This is a genomic window from Cupriavidus gilardii (assembly GCF_013314895.1).
GTDB classification, from domain to species: Bacteria; Pseudomonadota; Gammaproteobacteria; order Burkholderiales; family Burkholderiaceae; genus Cupriavidus; species Cupriavidus gilardii_C.
In genome coordinates this window covers 45667-68015 of sequence record NZ_JABTYE010000027.1, presented here as the reverse complement: position 1 = coordinate 68015, position 22349 = coordinate 45667, and the positions used below count along the sequence as shown (strand labels likewise).

Sequence of the window (22349 nt, the reverse complement as noted above, 5' to 3'; positions counted from 1 at the left end):
GCCGATGGCCAGGCCGCTGACGTCCAGGATCACATTGCCATTGTCGGTCTTGTAGATGCCGCCTTCCCTGGTCATGCGCAGACGCGGCTGGCCGCCGAGTGCCGCCAGCTTGCGCGCGACCGCGGCGCGCGCCATCGGGATCACCTCGACCGGCAGCGGGAACTGGCCCATCACGCCGACCAGCTTGCTGGCATCGGCGATGCAGACGAAGGTGTGCGCCACCGAGGCAACGATCTTCTCGCGCGTCAGCGCGCCGCCGCCGCCCTTGATCATCGCGCCGCTGGCATCGATCTCGTCGGCGCCGTCGACATAGACCGGAATCTCGTCGACCTCGTTCAGGTCCAGCACCTTGAAGCCGTGCTGCTGCAGGCGGCGCGTCGAGGCTTCGGAGCTCGACACCGCGCCGGCGAAGCGGTCCTTGAAGCCCGCCACCGCATCGATGAACAGGTTGGCGGTCGAACCGGTGCCGACACCGAGCACCGCGCCTTCGGGGACTTCCTTCTCGACATAGTCCGCGGCGGCCTGCGCCACCTGCGCCTTCAGTTCATCCTGGGTCATTGCTTGCTGCCTTCGGCCCGACCGTCGCCAGGGGCGGAGAGCCGGAAAAGTCGGTTGCGGAAACCGCGTAGTGTAACGGATTGCGCCCGGCCGGCGAGGCGTCTCACAATGGGCCGGTACAATGGCCCGGATGGCGGTGTTGCAGGCATGCCGTCCCATCCCGATTCCTTTCCCGTCCGACGCAATCCATCATGAACCAGCTAGCGCAACTGAAGCAGTTCACCACCGTGGTGGCCGATACCGGCGACTTCCAGGCGATGAAGCAGTACACGCCGCAGGACGCCACCACCAATCCGTCGCTGATCCTGAAGGCCGTGCAGAAGCCGGAATACCGGCCGCTGCTGGAGAAGGCCGTGCGCGATCATCACGACGCCGGCGTCGATGCCGTGATGGACGCGCTGCTGATCGCCTTCGGCGGCGAGATCCTGAAGATCGTGCCGGGCCGGGTGTCGACCGAGGTCGACGCGCGGCTGTCGTTCGATACCGCGGCGACCGTGGAGAAGGCGCGCCACCTGATCGCGCTGTACGAACGCGCCGGCGTGCCGCGCGAGCGCGTGCTGATCAAGATCGCCTCGACCTGGGAAGGCATCCGCGCCGCCGAGGTGCTGCAGCGCGAAGGCATCCGCTGCAACATGACGCTGCTGTTCTCGCTGGTGCAGGCGGTGGCCTGCGCCGAGGCTGGCGCGCAACTGATCTCCCCGTTCGTCGGCCGCATCCTGGACTGGTACCGCAAGCAGGCCGGCGACAAGTGGAATCCGGACGCCAACAGCGGCGATGCGGACCCCGGCGTGCATTCGGTGCGGCAGATCTACGACTACTACAAACGTTTCGGCTACAAGACCGAGGTGATGGGCGCGAGCTTTCGCAATACCGACCAGATCCTGTCGCTGGCCGGCTGCGATCTGCTGACCATCAGCCCGGAGCTGCTGGAGCAGCTGGCCGCCAGCAACGCGCCGGTCGAGCGCAAGCTGTCGGTCGACGACGCCCAGGCCGGGCATATCCCCCGCGTGCATTGCGAGGAGCCGGCCTTCCGCTGGCAGCTGAACGAGGATGCGATGGCGACCGAGAAGCTGGCCGAAGGCATCCGCGCCTTCGCGGCCGATGCGGTCAAGCTGGAACGGCTGATCGCGGAGACGTTCTCCTGAGCCCGGGCCGGGGCGGCGCTCTGCAGCGCCGCTCCCGCCTGTCCGGCCTTGCCCCCGGGCTGTCTCAGGCTGGCGTCACGCGCCCGTGCCGTCCCACAGCATCGGCAGGCATTGCCCTGCCGGCGCCGACAGCACCAGGTCGGCGGTATCGTCGAGCGCCGACGGCTGCGGATTGACGACGATCACGCCGGCGCCGTGGTCCTTCGCCACGCCCGGCAAACCCGCGGCGGGATACACCATCCCCGAGGTGCCCACCACCAGGCACAGATCGCAGGTCTGCGCCGCATGTTCGGCGCGATAGCGCGCCACACGCGGCAGATCCTCGCCGAACCACACCACGCCCGGCCGCATCAGCGCGCCGCAATGGATACAGCGCGGCGGGCTGCGCCCGTCGTCCGGCGCGGCCTCGCAGCGGCCGCAGCCGTCGAGCCATTTGTTGGCGAACAGATTGCCGTGCAGCTCGATCACGTCGGTGCTGCCGGCGCGCTGGTGCAGCCCGTCGACGTTCTGCGTGACCAGCGTGACTTTCTTCTGCGCGGCCAGCGCGACGATCGCATGGTGAGCGGGATTGGGCTGCGCCGCGGCAACCAGCGTGCGCCGATGCTGGTACCAGTCCCAGACCAGGCCGGGCTGGCGGCGGTAGGCCGCCTCGGTGGCCAGTTCCTCGGGATCGAAGCGTGCCCACAGGCCGGTCAGCGCATCGCGGAAGGTCGGCACGCCGGACTCGGCCGAGATGCCCGCGCCGGTCAGCACCAGGATGTCGGTGGCGGCGGCGATGCGTCGCCGCGCCTCGGCCAGGTCGGCGGCATCGATCAGCATCGCGCCCCCTTCATCGGACCGTCCGCTCAACGCGCCACCGTGCGGCGCTGGCGCACCGCTTCATAGAGGCAGACGCCACTGGCCACCGACACGTTCAGGCTTTCGACGCCGCCGGCCATCGGGATCGACACCAGCTCGTCGCAGGTCTCGCGCGTCAGGCGCCGCATGCCCTCGCCTTCGGCGCCCATCACCAGCGCGGTCGGGCCCTTGAGCTCGATGTCGTAGACGGTGCGCTCGGCGCCGTCGGCGGTACCGACCACCCAGATGCCGCGCTCCTGCAGTTCGCGCAGCGTGCGCGCCAGATTGGTCACGGTGATATAGGGCACGGTCTCGGCGGCGCCGCTGGCGACCTTGGCCACCGTCGCGTTCAGACCGACGCTGCGGTCCTTCGGCGCGATCACCGCATGCGCACCGGCGCCGTCGGCCACGCGCAGACAGGCGCCGAGATTGTGCGGATCGGTGACGCCGTCGAGCACCAGCAGCAGCGGCGTGCCTTCGATGCCGTCGAGCAGTTCGTCGAGATTGAGCGCCAGCGACACGTCCTCGGCGCGGGCGACCACGCCTTGATGGCGGTCGGTGCCGGCCATGCCGCGCAGACGCTCGGCATCGACCGGATGGAGACGCACGCCGAGTCCCTCGGCGAGGCGGATGAAGTCCTGCATGCGGCGATCGCGCCGGGCGGACTCGATATAGACATCGGAGACGCCGGCCGCGTCCTGGCGCAGGCGCGCGGTGACGGCGTGAAAGCCGATCAGAAGTTTTTGTTTGGCCATGGGCGGGATTGTACCCGCCCATGGCCACGCCCCCGGCGTGCCTTACCGCGTCCGCGTGGACTTCTTCGACGCCGTCTTGCGGGCCGTCTTGCCCGTGGCCTTGCCGGCGCGCTTGGCCGTCGACTTCGCCGCGGTCTTGCCGCTCGCGCTGCGGCCCACGCCGGCCGGCTTGGGCTTGGCCGCGCGCTTGCCGGGCTTGCCGGCACCGCCGCCACCGCCGGTCCCGCCGGTTCCGCCGCCACCACCCTCAGGCCGGGTCTTGACCGGCGTGATCACCGCCTCGAACACCGGCTGTTCCTCGAACACGCGATCGAGCGTTTCGTCGAACGACTCCTCGGGCTTGGACGTGCCGCCCAGCAGCGCCGCCAGTTGGCGGCCCTTCTTGCGTGCCGGCAAGGCATGGGCGGCCGGCACGTGCGGCGCCGGCTCCGTGGTCGGACGCGCGCGCAGGCTCTTGGCCGACGGCTCCTGCACCAGGCGGAAATCGATCTTGCGGGCGTCGAGGTCGACGCGCGAGACCTGCACGCGCACGCGGTCGGTCAACCGGTAGCGGATGCCGGTACGCTGCCCGCGCAGCTCGTTGCGCGCCTCGTCGTATTCGAAGTAGTCGCTGCCCAGTTCGGTCACATGGACCAGCCCTTCGACATACAGCTCGTCGAGCTGGACGAAGATGCCGAACGAGGTCACCGCGCTGACCGTGCCGGCGAACTCGTTGCCGAGCTTGTCGCGCATGAAGTAGCACTTGAGCCAGGCCTCGACGTCGCGCGAGGCCTCGTCGGCACGCCGCTCGTTGGCCGAGCAGTGCAGCCCGAGCTCGTCCCACACCGCCTCGTTGCGACGCGCGCGGCCAGCCATCTTTTCGGCCCGAGCGGCCTCATCCTTGGCCTGCATGCGGCGCGCCTTCGGCGAGATCGCGGTATTGAGCGCAGTGCCCGGGGGGAACACCGGCTGATACTTGGTATGCGCCAGCACCGCCTTGATGGCCCGGTGCACCAGCAGGTCCGGATAGCGCCGGATCGGGCTGGTGAAGTGCGCGTAGGCCTCATAGGACAGGCCGAAGTGGCCGATATTGTCCGGGCTGTAGACCGCCTGCTGCATCGAGCGCAGCAGCATCGTCTGCAGCAGCGCAGCGTCGGGACGCGCCTTGATCTTGTCCATGACCTCGGCATAGTCCGAGGCCTGCGGCTTGTCGCCGCCGCCCAGCGACAGGCCCGAGGTCTTCAGGAACTCGCGCAGCGCCTTGAGTTTTTCCTCGCTGGGTCCGGCATGGACGCGGTACAGCGTCGGGTGCTTGAAGCGCTCGAGGAAATCGGCCGCACAGACGTTGGCGGTCAGCATGCATTCCTCGATCAGCCGGTGCGCGTCGTTGCGCGTGCGCGGCAGGATCTGCTCGATCTTGCCCTGCGCATTGCAGACGATATAGGTCTCGGTGGTGTCGAAGTCGATCGCCCCGCGCTCGCGGCGCGCCTTCAGCAGGACCTGGTACAGCTCGTACAGGTTCTGCAGATGCGGCACCAGCTCGGCGCGCTTGTGTGCCTCCGGGCCCTTGGTATTCGACAGCACAGACCAGACCTCGTTGTAGGTCAGGCGCGCGGCCGAATGCATCACGGCGGGATAGAACTGGTAGGCCTTCAGCTCGCCCTTGGCGGTGATCACCGCGTCGCAGACCATGCACAGGCGGTCGACCAGCGGGTTCAGCGAACACAGCCCGTTCGACAGCTTCTCCGGCAGCATCGGAATCACGCGGCGCGGGAAGTAGACCGAGGTGGCGCGGTCGAGCGCATCGGCGTCCAGCGGCGTGCCGGGACGCACGTAGTGCGACACGTCGGCGATCGCGACGATCAGGCGCCAGCCCTTGGCGCGGCCGATCTTGACCGGCTCGCAGTAGACCGCATCGTCGAAGTCGCGCGCATCCTCGCCGTCGATCGTGACCAGCGGCACGTCGCGCAGATCGATGCGGTGCTCCAGGTCGGCCTCGCGCACTTCATCGGGCAGCGCCTCGGCCTCCTTGGCGGCGGCCGGCGAGAACGCATGCGGCACGCCGTACTTGCGCACCGCGATCTCGATCTCCATGCCGGGGTCGTCGATCTCGCCCAGCACCTCGACCACGCGGCCGACCGGCTGCACATAGCGGTCCGGATACTCGACGATCTCGACGCTGACGACCTGGCCGACCTTTGCCTTGCCCTGCGCGCGCGGCGGGATCAGGATGTCCTGGCTGATGCGCTTGTCCTCGGGCGCCACCACCAGCACGCCGCCCTCGCTGAGCAGGCGGCCGATCACGAAACGATTGGCCCGCTCGACGATCTCGACGATCTGCCCCTCGGGGCGGCCGCGACGGTCGTAGCCGATCACACGCACCTGGGCGCGATCGTTGTGCATCGCCTTCTGCAGCTCGCGCTCGGGCAGGAAGATATCGTCCTCGCCGTCGTCGCGGATCAGGAAGCCGAAGCCGTCGCGGTGGCCCTGCACGCGGCCGACCACGAAATTGGGCTGATGGGCAAGTTCGTAGCGGCCCTTGCGGTTCAGTTCGATCTGGCCGTCGCGTTCCATCGCGGCCAGCCGTTTCTGGAAGCCGTCATGCTCCTTGCGCGTGACGGCGAGGGCCTTGGCGATATCGCCGGCCGACAGTGGCGAACCGGAAGTACGGAGCACGCCGAGGATTTCTTCCCGACTCGGGATCGGATAGTTGTTCTGATTCAATTTCTTCTAAAGAGGATTTGACAAATCGATTGTCGTCGCTATAATGAGCGCTTCGGTTGTTTCGACACCTGCCCAGGTGGCGGAATTGGTAGACGCACTAGGTTCAGGTCCTAGCGGTGGCAACACTGTGGAGGTTCGAGTCCTCTCCTGGGCACCAGATCAAAAAACCCGCATCGCTTTCCGGCGCTGCGGGTTTTTTCTTTCCCGCCTGCATCTGCATTTCCATCCGGATCGCTTGCGCGTTCTGCTTTGATCGGGCCATTGGCGCTCCAGTTCGGCGCCGTGTGCGCCGGTTGCCCCGGATCCCCGGGATCGCGTCCCGAAAAATTCCGACCATGTGCCGACCTTGCGCGGCCGACGACCATCTTTCACTGCTTGCGGCGCGCTTGCAACCGCTCGACCACCCGGTCGAACCGATCGCGACTGCACCGCCCCTTGCGCCGGGCGCGGCCGTCATCGCCGCGCCTCGACATCAAGGCGCAGTGTATCAGCTTCAGTGGCGCTTCCGGCATTCTGTTGACAATGGCCACGACTGGCGTCGACATCGCGGCGACATCTCGACGACATGGCGATGGCAAGGCAGCGGCACGGACCGCATGCCGATGACCGCCCCCCTTCACCGCTCCAGTTTCCCGTCGCAGTTGACAGCCCGCCTATATGTAACTACGATGGTTTCACTTAAACGATTTCCGCCATGTCGACCAGCAGCCGATTCGCCGTTGCCGTTCATATCCTGACCCTGCTGGCCAGCGCCGACGAGCCGCTGCCGTCCTCGCTGATCGCCGGCAGCGTCGGCACCAATCCCGCGCTGATCCGCCGGCTGATCGGCGTGCTGGCGCAGGCCGGGCTGGTGTCGACCGCGATGGGGGCCGCCGGGGGCGCCTCGCTGGCACGGCCGGCCAACACCATTACGCTGCGCGACGTATTCCGCGCGGTGGAGGCGGACAGCGTGATCGGGCTGCATGCCGGCGCGCCGAATCCGGCGTGCATGGTCGGGCGCGAGATCACCGGCGCCCTGACCCGCATCACCGACCGGGCGCAGGCCGCCATGGAGGAAAACCTGGCGCAGACGACGATCGCCGGCATGCTGGCCGACGTCGAACGATCGGCGCGCGCGCGGCGGCGCTGATTTTTTTATCCGCATATGTAACCGATCTGGTTTCATATGCATTCCTTTTTGCTTCGTACTGAAGCCAACCTGTGAGGGAGTTCCACCATGCAAATCGCCATCCTGGGTGCCACCGGACGCGTCGGCAGCCGCATCGCCGACGAAGCGCTGCGCCGCGGCCATACCGTCACCGCGATCGCACGCCATGCCGGCGCGCTGACGGACCGTCCCGGCCTGACACGGCTGGACGCCGATATCACCGATGCGGCCAACATCGCGAAGCTGGCGCCGGCGCTGGCCGGCCATGACGCGCTGGTCAGCGCGGTGCGTTTCGCCGAGGCCGGCCCGGAGCCGCTGCTGACGCTGGCGCGCCAGTCCGGCGTGCATCGCGTCGCTGTGGTCGGCGGCGCGGGCAGCCTCTATGTCGCGCCCGGCGTGCAGCTGGTCGACACGTCCGGTTTTCCGCAGGCATACAAGGCCGAAGCCCTCGCCGGCCGCGATTTCCTGAACGCGCTGCAGACCGAACAGGAGCTGGACTGGATCTTCCTGTCGCCGTCCGCCCTGCTCGAACCTGGCGAGCGCACCGGCACCTATCGGGTCGGCAAGGACGAGCTGCTGGCCGATGCCAACGGCAAGAGCTGGATCTCGATGGAGGACTTCGCCGTCGCGCTGGTCGACGAGCTGGAACGGCACGCGCATTCGCGCGAGCGGTTTACGGTGGGGTATTGAGGGGGATGGAGGACAGCGGTAGGTTGTCCTCCCCCGGAGCACTCTCCGCGAACGAGAGAGGGGTGGTTCAGCGGGCCATTCAGCCCTGACCGCCCTCGCCTTCGGCCCGCTTGCCGCGCTTGAGCCAGGCGGCCAGGTTATGCGGACGCAGCGTGTCGTATTCCTCGAACGGCTGATGGATCCACGGATTGGTCGGCAGGAAGCTGACGTGATAGTCGGGCTTGACCTTCGAGCAGGCCTTGTACCACAGCACCGCCGAACGCACCTCGGTCACCGCGGGATAGCGCTCCTGCAGATGGCGGCCCACGCGCTCCAGCGTCACGCCCGAATCGACCAGATCGTCGACCAGCAGAATGCGGCCGCTCAGCTCGCCGCGCGTCATCGTGATGTACTGCGCGATATCGAGATCGCCCTGCACCGTGCCCGCCGCCTCGCGGTAGCTGCTGGTCGCCAGGATCGCCAGCGGCACGTCGAAGATGCGCGACATCTGATCGCCGACGCGCAGGCCGCCGCGCGCCAGGCACAGGATCTTGTCGAAACGCCATCCCGACTCGTGCACGTTCAGTGCGAGGCGGGCAATCAGCCGGTGGTATTCGTCCCACGAGATCCACAGGTTCTCGTCATCGTTCTGGGGCAGGGTCATCGCTTGCTCTTCGTCGCTGCTTTGTAATGGAGTCGTCCCGCGTGGAAAACGCACGCCGGGGATACAGCAAGGCCCGCTTGCGCGGGCCGGATTGCATTCGGTCGCCGCGGTCTGGCCGCGGCTGACGTCGGATCAGATCAGATACGGATGGCGCAGCAGAATGGTTTCGTCGCGGTCCGGACCGGTCGAGATCATGTCGATCGGAATGCCGACCACTTCCTCGATGCGCTTCAGATACCGGCGCGCGGCCTCGGGCAGCGCGTCCCAGCTCTTGATGCCGAACGTCGACTCGTTCCAGCCGGGGAAGTCTTCGTAGATCGGCTCGCAGCGCGCCACGGCGTCGGAACCGCGCGGCAGCATGTCGATCTGCTTGCCGTCCAGCGTATAGCCAACGCACAGGCGGATCGTCTCGAGACCGTCGAGCACGTCCAGCTTGGTCATGCACAGGCCCGACACGCCGTTGATCTGCACCGAGCGCTTCAGCGCCGCGGCATCGAGCCAGCCGGTGCGGCGCGGGCGGCCGGTCACCGAGCCGAATTCCTTGCCGACATTGGCCAGGCGTACGCCGACCGGATCCTGGCGGCGCGGATTGTCGTTGTCGTACAGCTCGCTGGGGAACGGGCCCGCACCGACGCGGGTGCAATAGGCCTTGGTGATGCCCAGGATGTAGTGCAGACGGCCCGGACCCACGCCCGCGCCCGCAGTCGCGGCGCCCGCCACGCAGTTGCTCGAGGTCACGAACGGATAGGTGCCGTGGTCGACGTCGAGCAGCGTGCCCTGTGCGCCTTCGAACATCAGGTTGTGGCCGGCGGCGTTGACCGCGTACAGCTCGGCCGACACGTCGGCGACCATCGGTGCCAGACGCGGCGCGTAGCTCAGGGCCTCGTCCAGCGTCTGCTGGAAGTCCACCGCCTCGGCACCCAGGTACTGGGTCAGCATGAAGTTGTGGAGGTCGAGGTTCTCGCGCAGGCGCTCGGCGAATTGCTGCGGATCGAACAGGTCCTGCACGCGCAGCGCGCGGCGGGCCACCTTGTCCTCATAGGCCGGGCCGATGCCGCGGCCGGTGGTGCCGATCTTGCCGGCGCCGCGGCGCAGCTCGCGCGCCTTGTCGATCGCGACGTGGTACGGCAGGATCAGCGTGGCCGCTTCGGAAATGCGCAGGCGGTTCTGCACCTGCAGGCCGGCTCCTTCCAGTTCCTCGATCTCGCGGAACAGCGCCTCGGGCGACAGCACCACGCCGTTGCCGATATAGCAGACGGTGCCTTCGCGCATGATCCCCGACGGGATCAGCCGCAGAATGGTTTTCTTGCCGCCGATGATCAGGGTGTGGCCGGCATTGTGGCCACCCTGGAACCGCACCACGCCCTTTGCATGATCGGTAAGCCAATCGACGATTTTTCCTTTGCCTTCGTCACCCCACTGGGTGCCGATCACGACGACGTTGCGTCCCTGGCTTACTGCTGAAGCGGACATGTTGAACTGGTCAGAAGGTTAAAAACGTATTCTACTCTTGTTGCGGGCCGATCCCCGATTTTGACGGGAGAAACGCTCAGTCCGCTTGTGCGGCCAGACCGATCGCTCAGCGCGGCACCACCACCCAGCGGCTGCCCTCGCGCACCAGCTGGCGGTCGCAATTGAATTCGTCGAGTTCGTGCGTGTGGCCCGGCAACGACTGGATCACGATCTCGCCGCCCTCGCGCAGCGCCGCGATCGCGGTGCGCAGCGCGGGATCCGGATCCCACGGCGCGAAGATCGCCAGCGCGCGGACCTCGACCGGCGACAGCGCCGCCACCTCCCGCAGGTCCAGCGAAAAACCGGTGGCCGGCCGGGCGCGTCCGAAGGCCTCGCCGACCTTGTCGTAGCGGCCGCCGCGGGCGACGTGGTTCGGCAGGCCCGCCACGTACGCGGCGAACATGACTCCACTGTGATAGTGGTAACCGCGCAGATCGGCAAGGTCGATATTGACCGTGGCGCCGCGCACCTCGGCGGCGAGGAAAGCCAGCTCGTCCAGCGCGCGAGCGATCGCCGGGCTGGATGGCAGCACCGCGCGGGCCCGCTCGATCACCTCGGGGCCGCCGTACAGCGTCGGCAGCGCCAGCAGCGCGTCGCGCTCGACCTCGGGGAAGCCGGCCGTCAGTTCGCGCAGCGCCGGCACATCCTTGTTCTCCAGCGCATCGAACAGGGCCTGCTCGTTGCTGCGCGCCGGCGGCAGGCCGTCGAGCAGCGCCGCGACGATGCCGGCATGGCACAGATCCAGCCGCACTTCGCCCAGCCCCGCCGACTGCAGGGCGGCCAGCATCAGGTTCTGGATCTCGACGTCGGCCTCGAGGCCGGCATGGCCGTAGATTTCGGCGCCGACCTGGATCGGTTCGCGCGTGGCATGAAAGCCCGCCGGGCGTGCGTGCAGCACGTTGCCGGCGTAGCACAGCCGGGTCACGCCCGGGCGGTTCAGCAGGTGCGCGTCAATGCGGGCGACCTGCGGCGTGATATCGGCGCGCAGGCCCATCGTGCGGCCCGACAGCTGGTCGACCAGCTTGAAGGTGCGCAGGTCCAGGTCGTGGCCGGTGCCGGTCAGCAGCGACTCGATGTATTCCAGCAGCGGCGGCATCACCAGCTCGTAGCCGTAGGTGCGGAACAGATCGAGCATGCGGCGGCGCAGCTCCTCGATCTTGCGGGCCTCCGACGGCAGGACGTCGGCAATGTTCTCGGGCAGGAGCCAGTGGTTCGACATGGAGCTTCTCTGATTCGTGTGGGTCGCGGGCCGGGCGCAGGCGGCTCGCGCGAATGGGGTCTTCGGTAGTTGCGCGGCCGCGCTGGCGGCCGCCCTGCCGGGCGAACAAAACCCCGGCAAGCCGGGGTTCGGGCACAGCGGAATTATCGCGCGATCGCACAAGGCACTAGGCACCAGGCCTAGGCACTATCGGACGATCGCACTGCGACGGCCGGCGTGCTGGCTAGCGCCGCGGTGCGGTCTGCGCGCCGCCCGACGAGCGCATGTAGCGGAAGAACTCGGAATCCGGCTCGAGCACCAGCACGTCGCGCTTGTCGCGGAAGGTGTTGCGATAGGCTTCCATGCTGCGCCAGAACTGTGCGAACTGCGGATCGCGACCGAACGCGTCGGCGTAGATCTGCGAGGCGCGGGCATCGCCCTCGCCCTTGATCTTCTGCGCCTCGCGATAGGCCTCGGCCAGCACCACCTCGCGCTGGCGGTCGGCATCGGCGCGGATCTTCTCGCCCTCGGCCGCGCCGGTCGAACGCAGCTCGTTGGCCACGCGCTTGCGCTCGGCTTCCATCCGGCGGTAGACCGATTCGCTGATCGCCGGCAACAGATCGACGCGCTTGAGGCGCACGTCGAGTATCTCGACGCCGACCGACTGGCCGTACTCGGTCATGCTGTTGCGAATGTTCTGCATGACCTTGTCGCGCTCGCCTGCGACGACCTCGGCCACGGTGCGGCGGCCGAACTCCTCGCGCGCCGCGGCATCGATCCGCTGCGTCATGCGGTCCTGGGCGCCGCGCAGATTGCCGCCGAAGGCGACGAAGAACTTGCGCGGATCGGTGATTCGCCATTTGACGAACCAGTCCACCATCATGCTTTTCTTCTCGGCGGTCAGAAAGCGCTCGCCGGCGGCCACGTCGATGGTCTGCAGGCGGCGGTCCATAAAGACCACGTTCTGCAGCGGCGGCGGCAGCTTGAAATGCAGGCCGGGGTCGCGCACCACCTGCTTGATCTCGCCGAAGGCAAACACCACGGCGTACTGGCGCTGGTCGACCACAAAAACCATCGAGGAGGCAATCGCCAGCACGATGAAGAGGCCGATGGCATAGGAAATCAGTCGGTTCATCTGTTTACTCTCCTCAACGGGAATCGCGATCGCGATTGCGCAGCGCTTCGCGCGAACGCGTGTCGGCGCTGGCATCGGGCGCCGGCGTCGGCGTGGCCGGCGGCGGCACCGCGCCCGCCATCCCGCGGGGGTCGCCCTGCGACTGCGACATCAGCTTGTCGAGCGGCAGGTAGAGGAGATTGTTGCCCTGTTTCGTATCGACCAGCACCTTGCTGGTGTTGGCGTAGATCTGCTGCATCGTTTCCAGATAGATGCGGTCGCGCGTGACCTGCGGCGCCTTGGCGTACTCGGTCTGCACCTGGCGGAAGCGCGACGCATCGCCTTCAGCCTGCGCGATCACGCGGGCCTTGTAGGCCTGCGCCTCCTCGGCCAGGCGCGCGGCGGTACCCTGGGCCCGCGGAATCACGTCGTTGGCGTAGGCCTGGCCTTCGCTGATGGCGCGTTCGCGGTCCTGGCTGGCCTTGTTGACGTCGTCGAAGGCCGCCTGCACCTGCTCGGGCGGCTGCACGCTCTGCACGTTGACCGAGATCACGCGAATGCCGGTCTTGTAGGCCGACAGGATCGCCTGGATCGACTTGGCCAGGCCCTGCGCGATCTGCTCGCGGTTTTCGTACAGCACCGAATCCATCTTGTTGCGGCCGACGATCTCGCGCACCGAGGTCTCGGCGGCCTGCGTCACCAGTTCCTCGTCGCCGCCGCGATCGGTGCGGTTGAAGAACAGGAATTCGGTCGCGTCCTGGATGTCGTACTGCACCGTGAAGCGGACGTCGATGATGTTCTCGTCCTGCGTCAGCATCGACGAGTCCTTCAGATTGCTGTCCTTGATCGAGGTCGAACGGCCCACTTCGACCGAACGCACCGCCGACAGGTTGACGATCTCGGCCGACTGGATCGGCCAGGGCATGCGCCAGTTGATACCGGGCCCGGTGGTGTACTTGAACTTGCCGAACTGCAGCACCACCGCGGTCTGGCCTTCCTGCACCATGAAGAAGCCGCTGGCCAGCCAGATCGCGATGACCGCGACCGCGATCACGCCGGCGCCGATGCCCGATCCCTTGCCCGGGGTGCGGGTGCCACCGCCGAAGTTCTGGTTGTTGTTGCCCCCGCCGTTGTCCTTGCGGCCAAGCAGGCTGTTCAGACGGCGATTGAAATCGCGCCACAGCTCGTCCAGGTCCGGCGGACCGTCCTGCGGGCGCTGGTTCTGACGGCCGTTGTCGCGGCCGCCGTCGCGCCCATCCTTGTCCTCGTCGTCCTTGTCGCCACGGCCCCAACGGGGATCGTTCAGCGACAGGATCGCGCGCAGACGCTGCCAGCTGCTCGGCCGACGGGCGCCTCGGGCAAGGCTTGTATCAGAGGTCCGGGAGAACTGGGGCATGTAGGGCACGGTTCCGGGAAAGTTGTAACGAGGGGATTCTAGCAGCCATCGACGCCACTTTTGCTCATTTGATGCCGGAGGCGGCGCATAGCGCCGCCCGCATCAGTTGGCGTCGCGATCGGGAAGGCGGCGAGGGGCCGGCGGTTGGGGGTCGGAATCCGGGTCCAGATCCCGGCCCGAAGACGCGTCCGGAGACGAGTCCGAAGGGGGATCCAGCTCCGCGCCGATGACGCGATCCGAGCGGGAACGGGCGTCGGATCCGACATCGTGTCCGGAGTCCTGGGCATCGGCATCGGCATCGGCATCGGCGCCGCGATCGGCAAACTCGACGCCGTCCGCGCCATCGCCCTCCCACGGCCGCCGCTCCTGCAGGTCCTGCAATCGCGGATCGGCAGCTTCGGGGGCGGCGGGCCGCTCGGCCAGCCAGCGTGCGGCCTCGACGATCGCATCGCGCAGTTCGTCCAGCCCGATGCCGTCGCGCGCGCTGATGAACACGCGCACCGGCACGCCGTCCTCGTTGCGCTCGACGCGCGGACCGTGCTCCAGCAGCTCGGGTGCGGCGTCGATCTTGTTCATCACGACGATCTGCGGAATGTCCGCCGCATCGATCTCGGCGAGCACGCGATTGACCTGTTCGATCTGCTCATGGCGCACCGGACTGGCGGCATCGACTACATGCAGCAACAGATCGGCATGCACGGTCTCTTCGAGCGTGGCGCGGAAGGCCGCCACCAGCTGGGTCGGCAGGTCACGGATGAAGCCGACCGTATCGGACAGCACCACATTGCCCAGCCCGTCCAGATAGAGCCGGCGCGAGGTCGTATCGAGCGTCGCAAACAGCTGGTTGGCCGCATAGGCGCGCGCCTTGGTCAGCGCGTTGAACAGCGTCGACTTGCCCGCGTTGGTATAGCCGACCAGCGAAATGCTCAGCGTCTCGTTGCGGGCGCGAGCACGGCGCTGCGTGCTGTGCTGACGCTGCAGCCGCGACAGATCCGACTTGAGCCGTTTGGCCCGGTCATCCAGCATGCGGCGGTCCAGTTCGAGCTGGCGCTCGCCGGGGCCGCCGCGCATGCCGATACCGCCCTTCTGCCGCTCCAGGTGGCTCCAGGCGCGGACCAGCCGCGACGCGCGGTATTGCACCTGGGCAAGTTCCACCTGCACCTTGCCCACATGACTCTGTGCGCGCTGGCCGAAGATATCGAGAATCAGGCCGGTGCGGTCGATCACGTGCCGGTTCAGAAAGCGTTCGAGATTGCGCTGCTGCGCAGGACTGAGCGCATGGTTGAACACCACCACATCGGCATCGAGCGCGTCGGCCGCTTCCTTCAGTTCCTCGGCCTTGCCCGAGCCGATGAACAGCGCCGGGTCCGGACGCGAACGTTTGCCGGTCAGGGTATGCACGGGCGTCGAGCCGGCGGTGGACGTCAGCAACGCCAGTTCGCTCAGGCTCTCTTCGAAATCGTGCTTGCCGAAATCGACGCCAACGAGAATGGCGCGGGTAGGTTCGGAGGGGGCAGTGGCTCTAGGTTGCAAGCTCGGGGCGCACAGCGGCGCGGAAAAAATCGGGGATCAGAAACAGGGAGGCGCGCTCGGCGACTGGTGGCAAAAAACGCGGCGAAAAGCGCGGCAAGAAACGCCGCCAGAAACGCAGCCAACGACGCGGCAAAAAGCGCAACGATACAAAGAACGATGCCGCGCCAGCACCGGAAGGCGCTGGCGCGGCGTCGGAGCGTGATTGCCGCGCGTCGGCGCGGCGTGAATGGCGAGCGGCGTCGAAATCAGCCTTCCGCGGAGTCGTCGACGCGGAAATTGACCGCGCGCGCGGGAACGACAGTGGAGATCGCATGCTTGTAGACCATCTGCGTCACCGTGTTACGCAGCAGGACAACATATTGGTCGAAGGATTCGATATTACCTTGCAGCTTGATGCCATTGACGAGGTAGATGGAAACCGGCACGTGCTCCTTGCGCAGCGCGTTCAGGAACGGGTCTTGTAGCAATTGCCCTTTGTTGCTCATGGCACACTCCAAATTTATAGATTTAGTGATCAATGATGGGGATCGATATCCCCGGTTTCAAGTCGGACGACGCAAGATCGCGTCAAAAAAAGTCAAAACGGTACCAGGCCGGCATCAACCAGCGGGGGCTCCCGCTAGTGTGAATTTAGCCGCAGTTCCAAACGAACGCAAACGAAACTTCGGCGCCACAGACGGGGCTGCGGCGCCCCCATCAGGCCGCCTTTTCCGACTCAATCCTTCGATTGCGCGTACGGATTTTTGTTCGTACGAAATTCGATTCGAAGCGGTGTGCCCTTCAGATTGAACGCCGCGCGAAAACGCCCTTCCAGAAAGCGCCGATAGGTTTCCGGCACCGCGTTCAGCGAGTTGCCATGCACGACGATGATCGGAGGATTGGAACCACCCTGGTGCGCGTAGCGCATCTTGGGGCGGGTCGCACCGACGCGGCGCGGCTGCTGGAATTCCACGGCGTCATGCAGCACGCGCGTGAGCTTCGGCGTCGGCATCTTGATCATCGCCGCGGCATAGGCCTCGTCCACCGAGCGCAGCAGCGGGCCGATGCCGGTCCGTTCGCGCGCCGAAATGAAGTGGAAGTTGGCGAAATCGAGGAACTGCAGCTTGCGCTGCAGATCGTGCTTGATCCGGTCCCGGCTATGCCCGTCCAGACCATCCCATTTATTGACGCCGACCACCAGCGCCCGCCCCGATTCGACGATGAAGCCGGCAATATGGGCGTCCTGCTCCGACACGTCCTGCTGCGCGTCGAGCAGCAGCACCACCACGTTGGCATCGGCGATCGACTGCAGCGTCTTGACCACCGAGAACTTCTCGATCGCCTCGAACACCTTGCCACGCTTGCGCAGGCCCGCGGTGTCGATCAGCGTATACGGCTTGCCGCCCCGCTCGAACTCGACATAGATCGCATCGCGTGTGGTGCCCGGCATGTCGAACGCGATCACGCGCTCCTCGCCGATCAGCGTATTGACCAGCGTGGACTTGCCCACATTCGGACGACCGACGATCGCGATCTTGGTGCCGCGCGTGTTCTGGTCCTCCGGTTCGGCCAGCTCCGGGCGTTGCTGGACAGCGGCATCCAGCGCTTCCTCGATCAGCTCGCGCACGCCGTCGCCATGCGTGGCCGAGATCGCATAGGGGTCGCCCATGCCGAGCTCATAGAAGTCGGCCGCGACCGCCGTGTACTTCATGCCCTCGGCCTTGTTGACCGCCAGCATCACGCGACGGCCGGTCTTGCGCAGATAGTCGGCGATCACCAGGTCTTGCGGCGCCAGGCCCAGACGGCCGTCGACGATGAAGATGACGACGTCGGCCTCGACCACGGCCTGGCGCGTCTGCTTGGCCATCTCGGCGACGATGCCTTCCTTGGCCACCGGTTCGAAGCCGCCGGTATCGATGACGATATACGGCCGGTCGGCACCGCGCCCCTCGCCATAGTGACGGTCGCGGGTCAGGCCCGGCAGGTCGGCGACAAGCGCGTCGCGCGAGCGGGTCAGGCGGTTGAATAACGTCGACTTGCCCACATTGGGGCGGCCGACGAGTGCGATCACTGGTTTCATGCAAATCGTGGAGGGCCACGCCGCGCGCGGTGCGCCCGGCATGCCTCCGAAGAATCAGGTTGGTCCGACAGCCTGGCGCAACGCGCCGGGCCGGCAATCCTGTCGGGTGAAATCATTGCGCGGGCCTTGGCCCGCATGACGCATGCGGCCGACACCGTCATCGCGACGGGTCGGCCATGCAGTCGGATCCGGCGATCCCGCGCACCGACAGGTGAGCGCGCGCTCGCCGGTGGGACGCCCGCCGTGGCGGCCGCCCCTGTTTTTGTCAGGGCTTCAGTCCGGAATATAGCCGTAGACGTCGCCCCCTCGGGTCTGCACCACCAGGGTCTGGCCGGCCACCACCGGCGCGGCGGTGATCGGGCTGCTGCCGGCCCGCACGCGCGCGACGAACTTGCCGTCCTCGCGCGACAGGAAGTGCAGGTAGCCTTCGAAGTCGCCGATCACCACCGAGCGGCCCAGCGCCAGCGGCATGCCCAGCGGCCGGTTGCGCAACTGCTCGTTGCGCCAGCGCTCGTTGCCGTTCTGGCGATCGAAGGCATACACCACCGAATGCTCGTTGGCGGCGAACAGCGAGACGTCGTCCTGGGCCGGGCCGCCCGGCGACGAAAAGTCCTTGCCCCACTGCGGTTGGCCATTGGCCAGTTCCAGGCAGGCGATGCGACCCTGGAAAGTGGTCGCGCAAACCTGGCGGCCGTTGATCATCGGCAGGCCCGTCACGTCGTTGAGCCGCTCGATCTCGGACACGCCCTTCGGATACGAGATCGTGCTCTCCCAGCGCAGCACGCCGTTGGACGGCGCCAGCACGCCCAGCTTGCCGCCGGGGAAGCCCATCACGATGCCGTCGCCGGCGAACACCATGCCCATGGCGGCGCGCAGGTTCAGCGGCGTCTGCGCACGCTGATAGATCCAGCGGCGCTCGCCGGTCTGCGCATCGAGGCCGAGCACGCGGGTATCGGTCGTGCGCACGACCACCAGGTCATGGCCAACCAGCGGCGAGGACAGGATCTCGCCATTGATCTGTTTCTTCCACAGTTGCTTGCCGCTGGCGTCGAAGGCGAACACCACGCCCTTCTCGCCCGCCACCGCCGTCACGTTGCCGTCGCTGCCGGGGCCGGTCGTCAGGTCGACATCGGTGTCGACCTTCCACAGCGTGCGGCCGGAGGTGCCGTCGAGCGCCATCACGTCGCCGCCGTGCGACGACACATAGACCTTGTCGCCGACCGCGACGGGCTGCAGCGAATACGGGCCGCTCTTGCCGACGCTGGCGCGCCAGGCTTCCTTGACCGTCAGCGTCTGCGTGACCGGCTGCAGCTGGGCCGGCGGATTCTTGTCGGCCTTGCCGAACAGCGAGCAGCCAGCCAGGGCGGTGGCACAGGCAACGACGAGCGCCTGGGTCAAGCGAACAGGGCGAGAGATCCGGGCAGCGCCGTTAGGCATCGACATCATCTGGTTGCGTTCCTGAAAAAAGGTGGGAAGCGAAGTAGGTAGCGAAGTGGGCAGCGATTCAGCCAATTCCGATCGCCAAGCGATGCGGAGCCGCCATCGATGCACCGGCAAGGCCGAGCATCGATGGCGGTGGCTCCGCTTACGCCGTACCCAGGGCGTCCAGCTTGAACTGGATGATCTGGCGCATGCCGGCTTCGTCGACGCCGAGCTTGTCGAGCGCCTGACGGTAGGCCGCGCGCGCCTCGTCGCGCTTGTCCTGCGCCGCCAGCAGATCGCCGCGGCGGTCCGCATACAGCGCGACAAACGGGCCCGGCGGCTCGGTCTTGAGCAGCGCCAGGCCCTGGTCGTAGGCCTTTTCGTCGAGCAGCACGCCGGCCAGCCGGACTCGCGCAAGGTGCTGATACTCACCGTCGCCGTGATCGACCGCCCATTGCAGCTGGCTCTTGGCGCCGGCCAGATCGCCTGCCTCGTACAACACCTTGGCGGCGACCAGCGCCGTCATCTGGCCGTAAGCGGTCTTGCCGTACTTGTCCTCGAGGTCGCCGGCGGCGCGCTTGATGCGCTCGACATCGCGCGCCTCGGCGGCCTTCAGCACCTGCTCGTACAGCACCGCGGCTTCGCCGGCCTGCTTGCGCTGCCACCAGTTCCAGCCATTCCAGGCCGCAAAGGCCAGCAGGCAGGCGATCAGCAGCCAGGTCAGGAAGTTGCCGTACTGGCGCCACCATGCCTTGATGTTTTCAAGCTGTTCCTGCTCTTCCAGATCGTAAGCCATCTAGTCGTTTCAACCGCGTTGGTTTGTCGTCAGGCAAGCGCGCGCAGCAAGCGCCGCGCCTGCGTCATTGAAGGTCTTCGCCGGTCTCGCCGCCCATGCCGGCGACCATCGATTCGACCAGATAGTCGACCAGGTCCTCGGCGGGCACCGTGGCCTGCTGGCCGTTGTTGTCGGTCTGCCCGTCCGCGGCGCGCAAGGCCTTGACCTGCACCACGCCGGCGGCGAGCTCATCCTCGCCAATGATAACGGCATGGGAAGCCCCGCTCGCATCGGCGCGCTTCATCTGCGACTTGAAGCTGCCGCTCCTGCCGTCCGCGGTGGCATGCACGACCACGTCGAAACCGGCATCGCGCAGCCGTTCCGCTGCGATCATCGCCTGCTGCACGGCGGCCTCGCCCTGGTGGACGACATAGACGTCGCAGGCATCGGCCTGACGCGCCAGCCCTTCCTCGCGCATCAGTTCGATGATCCGCTCGATGCCCATGGCCCAGCCGCAGGCCGGTGCCGACTTGCCGCCCATTTGCGCGATCAGCGGATCGTAGCGGCCGCCGCCGGCAATGGTGCCCTGCGCGCCCAGCTTGTCGGTGATCCACTCGAACACGGTCAGGTTGTAGTAATCCAGCCCGCGCACCAGACGCGGATTGATCGTGAACGGAATATTGTTGGCCTTCAGCAAGCGCTGCACGCCCTCGAAGTGGGCCAGCGAGGCCTCGCCGAGAAAGTCGATCAGCTTCGGCGCGTTCGCCGCCATTTCCTGCAGCGCTGGATTCTTGGTGTCCAGCACGCGCAGCGGATTGGTGTACAGGCGGCGCTTGCCGTCCTCGTCGAGGATGTCCTGGAAACCTTCCAGATACTTGATCAGTTCCTGCCGATGGGCCGCACGCTCGTCGGCCTGGCCCAGCGAATTGATCTCCAGGCGCACGCCGACCAGGCCCAGGTCGTCCCACAGGCGCTGGCACATCAGGATGATCTCGGCGTCGACATCGGGGCCGGCGAAACCGAGCGCCTCGGCGCCGAGCTGATGGAACTGCCGATAGCGGCCGCGCTGCGGACGCTCGTGGCGGAACATCGGGCCGGTGTACCACAGGCGCTTGGGGCCGTCGTACAGCAGGTTGTGCTCGATGGTCGCGCGCACCACTGCCGCCGTGCCCTCGGGGCGCAGCGTCAGTTGCTCGCCGTTCAGCGAATCGGTGAAGGAATACATTTCCTTCTCGACGATGTCGGTGACCTCGCCGATGCCGCGCACGAACAGCTGGGTCGGCTCGACGATCGGCGTGCGGATCTGCTGGTAGCCATAGGCACGCAGCATCGCGCGGGCCGCCTGCTCGAACTGCTCCCACAGCGGGGCGTCGGCGGGCAGCATGTCGTTCATGCCCTTGACGCCCTGCAGCGCGCGGGCCTTGCCTGGGTTCTGGGCGCCGCCGTTGGCCGGCGCCGGATTCTCGGATGCGTTCATGGTTGTCATTCTGTTGCTCGGTCGCGGCTGCGTTGCTTGCGCTATCCCGGGGAGCGCCTCAATTGGGCGCGCCGGCGCTGGCCGCGGCCTTCCCCTTGCCGTAGTGCGTGCGCACGTATTCGTCGACCATGGCCTGGAATTCCTCGGCGATCCGCTCGCCGCGCAGCGTCTTCACCTTGACGCCGTCGACGAACACCGGCGCTGCCGGCGATTCGCCGGAGCCCGGCAGCGAGATGCCGATATTGGCATGCTTGCTCTCGCCCGGGCCGTTGACGATGCAGCCCATCACGGCCACATCCATTTCCTCGACGCCGGGATATTCGGTCTTCCATACCGGCATCTGGGCGCGCAGATACGACTGGATGCTGGCGGCCAGTTCCTGGAACACCGTGCTGGTGGTGCGGCCGCAGCCCGGGCACGCGATCACCATCGGCGTGAAATTGCGCAGTCCCATGGTCTGCAGGATCTCCTGCGCGACATGGACTTCCTTGTCGCGCGACGCGCCCGGCTCCGGCGTCAGCGAGATGCGGATCGTGTCGCCGATGCCTTCCTGCAGCAGCACCGACAGCGCGGCCGTCGAGGCGACGATCCCCTTGCTCCCCATGCCTGCCTCGGTCAGCCCGAGATGCAGCGCATAGTCGCAGCGGCGCGCCAGTTCGCGGTAGACCGCGATCAGCTCCTGCACCTGCGATACCTTGCATGACAGGATGATCTGCTCGCCCGGCAGGCCGATTTCCTCGGCGCGCTGCGCGGACTCGATCGCCGACGTGATCAGCGCCTCGATCATCACGCTCTGCGCGGGCCACGGTTCGGCGCGCCGGCCGTTCTCGTCCATGATGCGCGCCAGCAGATCCTGATCGAGGCTGCCCCAGTTGACGCCGATGCGCACCGGCTTGCCGTGGCGGCAGGCCATCTCGATCATCTGCGCGAACTGCGTGTCGCGCTTGGCGCCCTGGCCGACATTGCCGGGGTTGATGCGGTACTTCGACAGCGCCTGCGCGCAGGCCGGATGGTCCTGCAGCAGCTTGTGGCCGTTGTAGTGAAAGTCGCCGACCAGCGGCACGTCGACGCCCATCCGGTCGAGCTGATCGCGGATCGCCGGCACCGCGGCAGCCGCCTCCGGCGTATTGACGGTCACGCGGACGATCTCGGAGCCGGCGCGCGCCAGTTCCTTGATCTGGATCGCAGTGCCGACCGCATCGACGGTGTCGGTATTCGTCATCGACTGCACGCGCACCGGCGCATCGCCGCCGATGGTCACCACGTTGTCGCCCCAGACCACGCGCGCCTGCCGAGTGCGGCGACGCGGCAGCGATCCGGGCAGTACGGGCAGACAGGCCTGTGCGTTCATGGTGTTACCTCGTTGCATTGGCGTGCGGTTGACG

General features: G+C 67.0%; 19 protein-coding genes and 1 tRNA gene. 4 read left to right on the top strand and 16 right to left on the bottom strand.

Going from position 1 to position 22349, the window contains the following annotated elements:
* Window positions 1–558, bottom strand: a 558-nt coding sequence (gene rpiA / locus HTY53_RS21480; RefSeq protein WP_174108575.1) for a ribose-5-phosphate isomerase RpiA, incomplete at its 3' end; no start/stop codon positions are given.
* 191 nt (window positions 559–749) lie between these two features.
* Between rpiA and tal the strand changes: the two genes are divergently transcribed.
* Entirely contained in the window at window positions 750–1703 is a 954-nt protein-coding gene (gene tal, locus HTY53_RS21475) for a transaldolase (protein WP_174108574.1), read from the top strand.
* Window positions 1704–1778: 75 nt separating this feature from the next.
* Here the strand turns inward: tal and HTY53_RS21470 are convergent, their stop codons facing one another.
* Genes HTY53_RS21470 through rnr form a run of 3 tightly spaced genes read right to left on the bottom strand, consistent with a single transcriptional unit; the run spans window position 1779 to window position 5998 of the window.
* Window positions 1779–2522, bottom strand: a complete 744-nt coding sequence (locus tag HTY53_RS21470) for an SIR2 family NAD-dependent protein deacylase (RefSeq protein WP_174108573.1) — start codon at window positions 2520–2522, stop codon at window positions 1779–1781.
* Window positions 2523–2548: 26 nt separating this feature from the next.
* Window positions 2549–3295, bottom strand: a complete 747-nt coding sequence (gene rlmB / locus HTY53_RS21465; RefSeq protein WP_174108572.1) for a 23S rRNA (guanosine(2251)-2'-O)-methyltransferase RlmB — start codon at window positions 3293–3295, stop codon at window positions 2549–2551.
* 42 nt (window positions 3296–3337) lie between these two features.
* Entirely contained in the window at window positions 3338–5998 is a 2661-nt protein-coding gene (gene rnr, locus HTY53_RS21460) for a ribonuclease R (RefSeq protein ID WP_174108571.1), read from the bottom strand.
* A gap of 70 nt (window positions 5999–6068) precedes the next feature.
* Between rnr and HTY53_RS21455 the strand changes: the two genes are divergently transcribed.
* The 3 genes from HTY53_RS21455 to HTY53_RS21445 all read left to right on the top strand — a co-directional run bounded on the left by HTY53_RS21455 (window position 6069) and on the right by HTY53_RS21445 (window position 7835).
* Window positions 6069–6155, top strand: a tRNA-Leu gene (locus HTY53_RS21455).
* A gap of 537 nt (window positions 6156–6692) precedes the next feature.
* Entirely contained in the window at window positions 6693–7127 is a 435-nt protein-coding gene (locus HTY53_RS21450) for an Rrf2 family transcriptional regulator (RefSeq protein WP_174108570.1), read from the top strand.
* An 87-nt stretch (window positions 7128–7214) separates the two neighbouring features.
* Window positions 7215–7835 (top strand): NAD(P)-dependent oxidoreductase, encoded by a 621-nt coding sequence (locus tag HTY53_RS21445; RefSeq protein ID WP_174108569.1) that lies wholly within the window; start codon window positions 7215–7217, stop codon window positions 7833–7835.
* 79 nt (window positions 7836–7914) lie between these two features.
* On the opposite strand, the gene HTY53_RS21440 is transcribed toward HTY53_RS21445, so the two are convergent.
* The 12 genes from HTY53_RS21440 to ispG form a co-directional block, all read right to left on the bottom strand.
* A complete protein-coding gene (locus tag HTY53_RS21440) occupies window positions 7915–8478 on the bottom strand; it encodes a phosphoribosyltransferase (RefSeq protein ID WP_053822054.1) in 564 nt (187 codons plus the stop codon).
* A gap of 132 nt (window positions 8479–8610) precedes the next feature.
* On the bottom strand, window positions 8611–9951 hold the full coding sequence (locus HTY53_RS21435; protein WP_174108568.1) for an adenylosuccinate synthase: 1341 nt from the start codon (window positions 9949–9951) through the stop codon (window positions 8611–8613).
* A 106-nt stretch (window positions 9952–10057) separates the two neighbouring features.
* Entirely contained in the window at window positions 10058–11209 is a 1152-nt protein-coding gene (locus HTY53_RS21430) for an ATP phosphoribosyltransferase regulatory subunit (protein WP_174108567.1), read from the bottom strand.
* Window positions 11210–11432: 223 nt separating this feature from the next.
* Window positions 11433–12323 (bottom strand): protease modulator HflC, encoded by an 891-nt coding sequence (gene hflC, locus HTY53_RS21425; RefSeq protein WP_174108566.1) that lies wholly within the window; start codon window positions 12321–12323, stop codon window positions 11433–11435.
* 13 nt (window positions 12324–12336) lie between these two features.
* Complete coding sequence (hflK, locus tag HTY53_RS21420) at window positions 12337–13698, bottom strand: FtsH protease activity modulator HflK (RefSeq protein WP_174108565.1); 1362 nt, start codon at window positions 13696–13698, stop codon at window positions 12337–12339.
* A gap of 102 nt (window positions 13699–13800) precedes the next feature.
* Window positions 13801–15231 carry a GTPase HflX gene (gene hflX, locus HTY53_RS21415; RefSeq protein ID WP_217435702.1) on the bottom strand — a complete coding sequence of 477 codons (1431 nt, stop codon included), beginning with the start codon at window positions 15229–15231 and terminating at the stop codon, window positions 13801–13803.
* Window positions 15232–15476: 245 nt separating this feature from the next.
* Window positions 15477–15716 carry an RNA chaperone Hfq gene (hfq, locus tag HTY53_RS21410; RefSeq protein ID WP_006577126.1) on the bottom strand — a complete coding sequence of 80 codons (240 nt, stop codon included), beginning with the start codon at window positions 15714–15716 and terminating at the stop codon, window positions 15477–15479.
* Window positions 15717–15946: 230 nt separating this feature from the next.
* A complete protein-coding gene (gene der / locus HTY53_RS21405; protein WP_174108564.1) occupies window positions 15947–17290 on the bottom strand; it encodes a ribosome biogenesis GTPase Der in 1344 nt (447 codons plus the stop codon).
* 273 nt (window positions 17291–17563) lie between these two features.
* Window positions 17564–18733, bottom strand: a complete 1170-nt coding sequence (bamB, locus tag HTY53_RS21400; protein ID WP_371557392.1) for an outer membrane protein assembly factor BamB — start codon at window positions 18731–18733, stop codon at window positions 17564–17566.
* A gap of 142 nt (window positions 18734–18875) precedes the next feature.
* Window positions 18876–19508 carry a YfgM family protein gene (locus HTY53_RS21395; RefSeq protein ID WP_174108562.1) on the bottom strand — a complete coding sequence of 211 codons (633 nt, stop codon included), beginning with the start codon at window positions 19506–19508 and terminating at the stop codon, window positions 18876–18878.
* A gap of 64 nt (window positions 19509–19572) precedes the next feature.
* On the bottom strand, window positions 19573–20964 hold the full coding sequence (gene hisS, locus HTY53_RS21390) for a histidine--tRNA ligase (RefSeq protein WP_174108561.1): 1392 nt from the start codon (window positions 20962–20964) through the stop codon (window positions 19573–19575).
* 58 nt (window positions 20965–21022) lie between these two features.
* Window positions 21023–22315, bottom strand: coding sequence for a flavodoxin-dependent (E)-4-hydroxy-3-methylbut-2-enyl-diphosphate synthase (ispG, locus tag HTY53_RS21385; protein WP_174108560.1), 1293 nt, complete (start codon window positions 22313–22315; stop codon window positions 21023–21025).
* Between the last annotated feature and the right edge of the window lie 34 nt (window positions 22316–22349).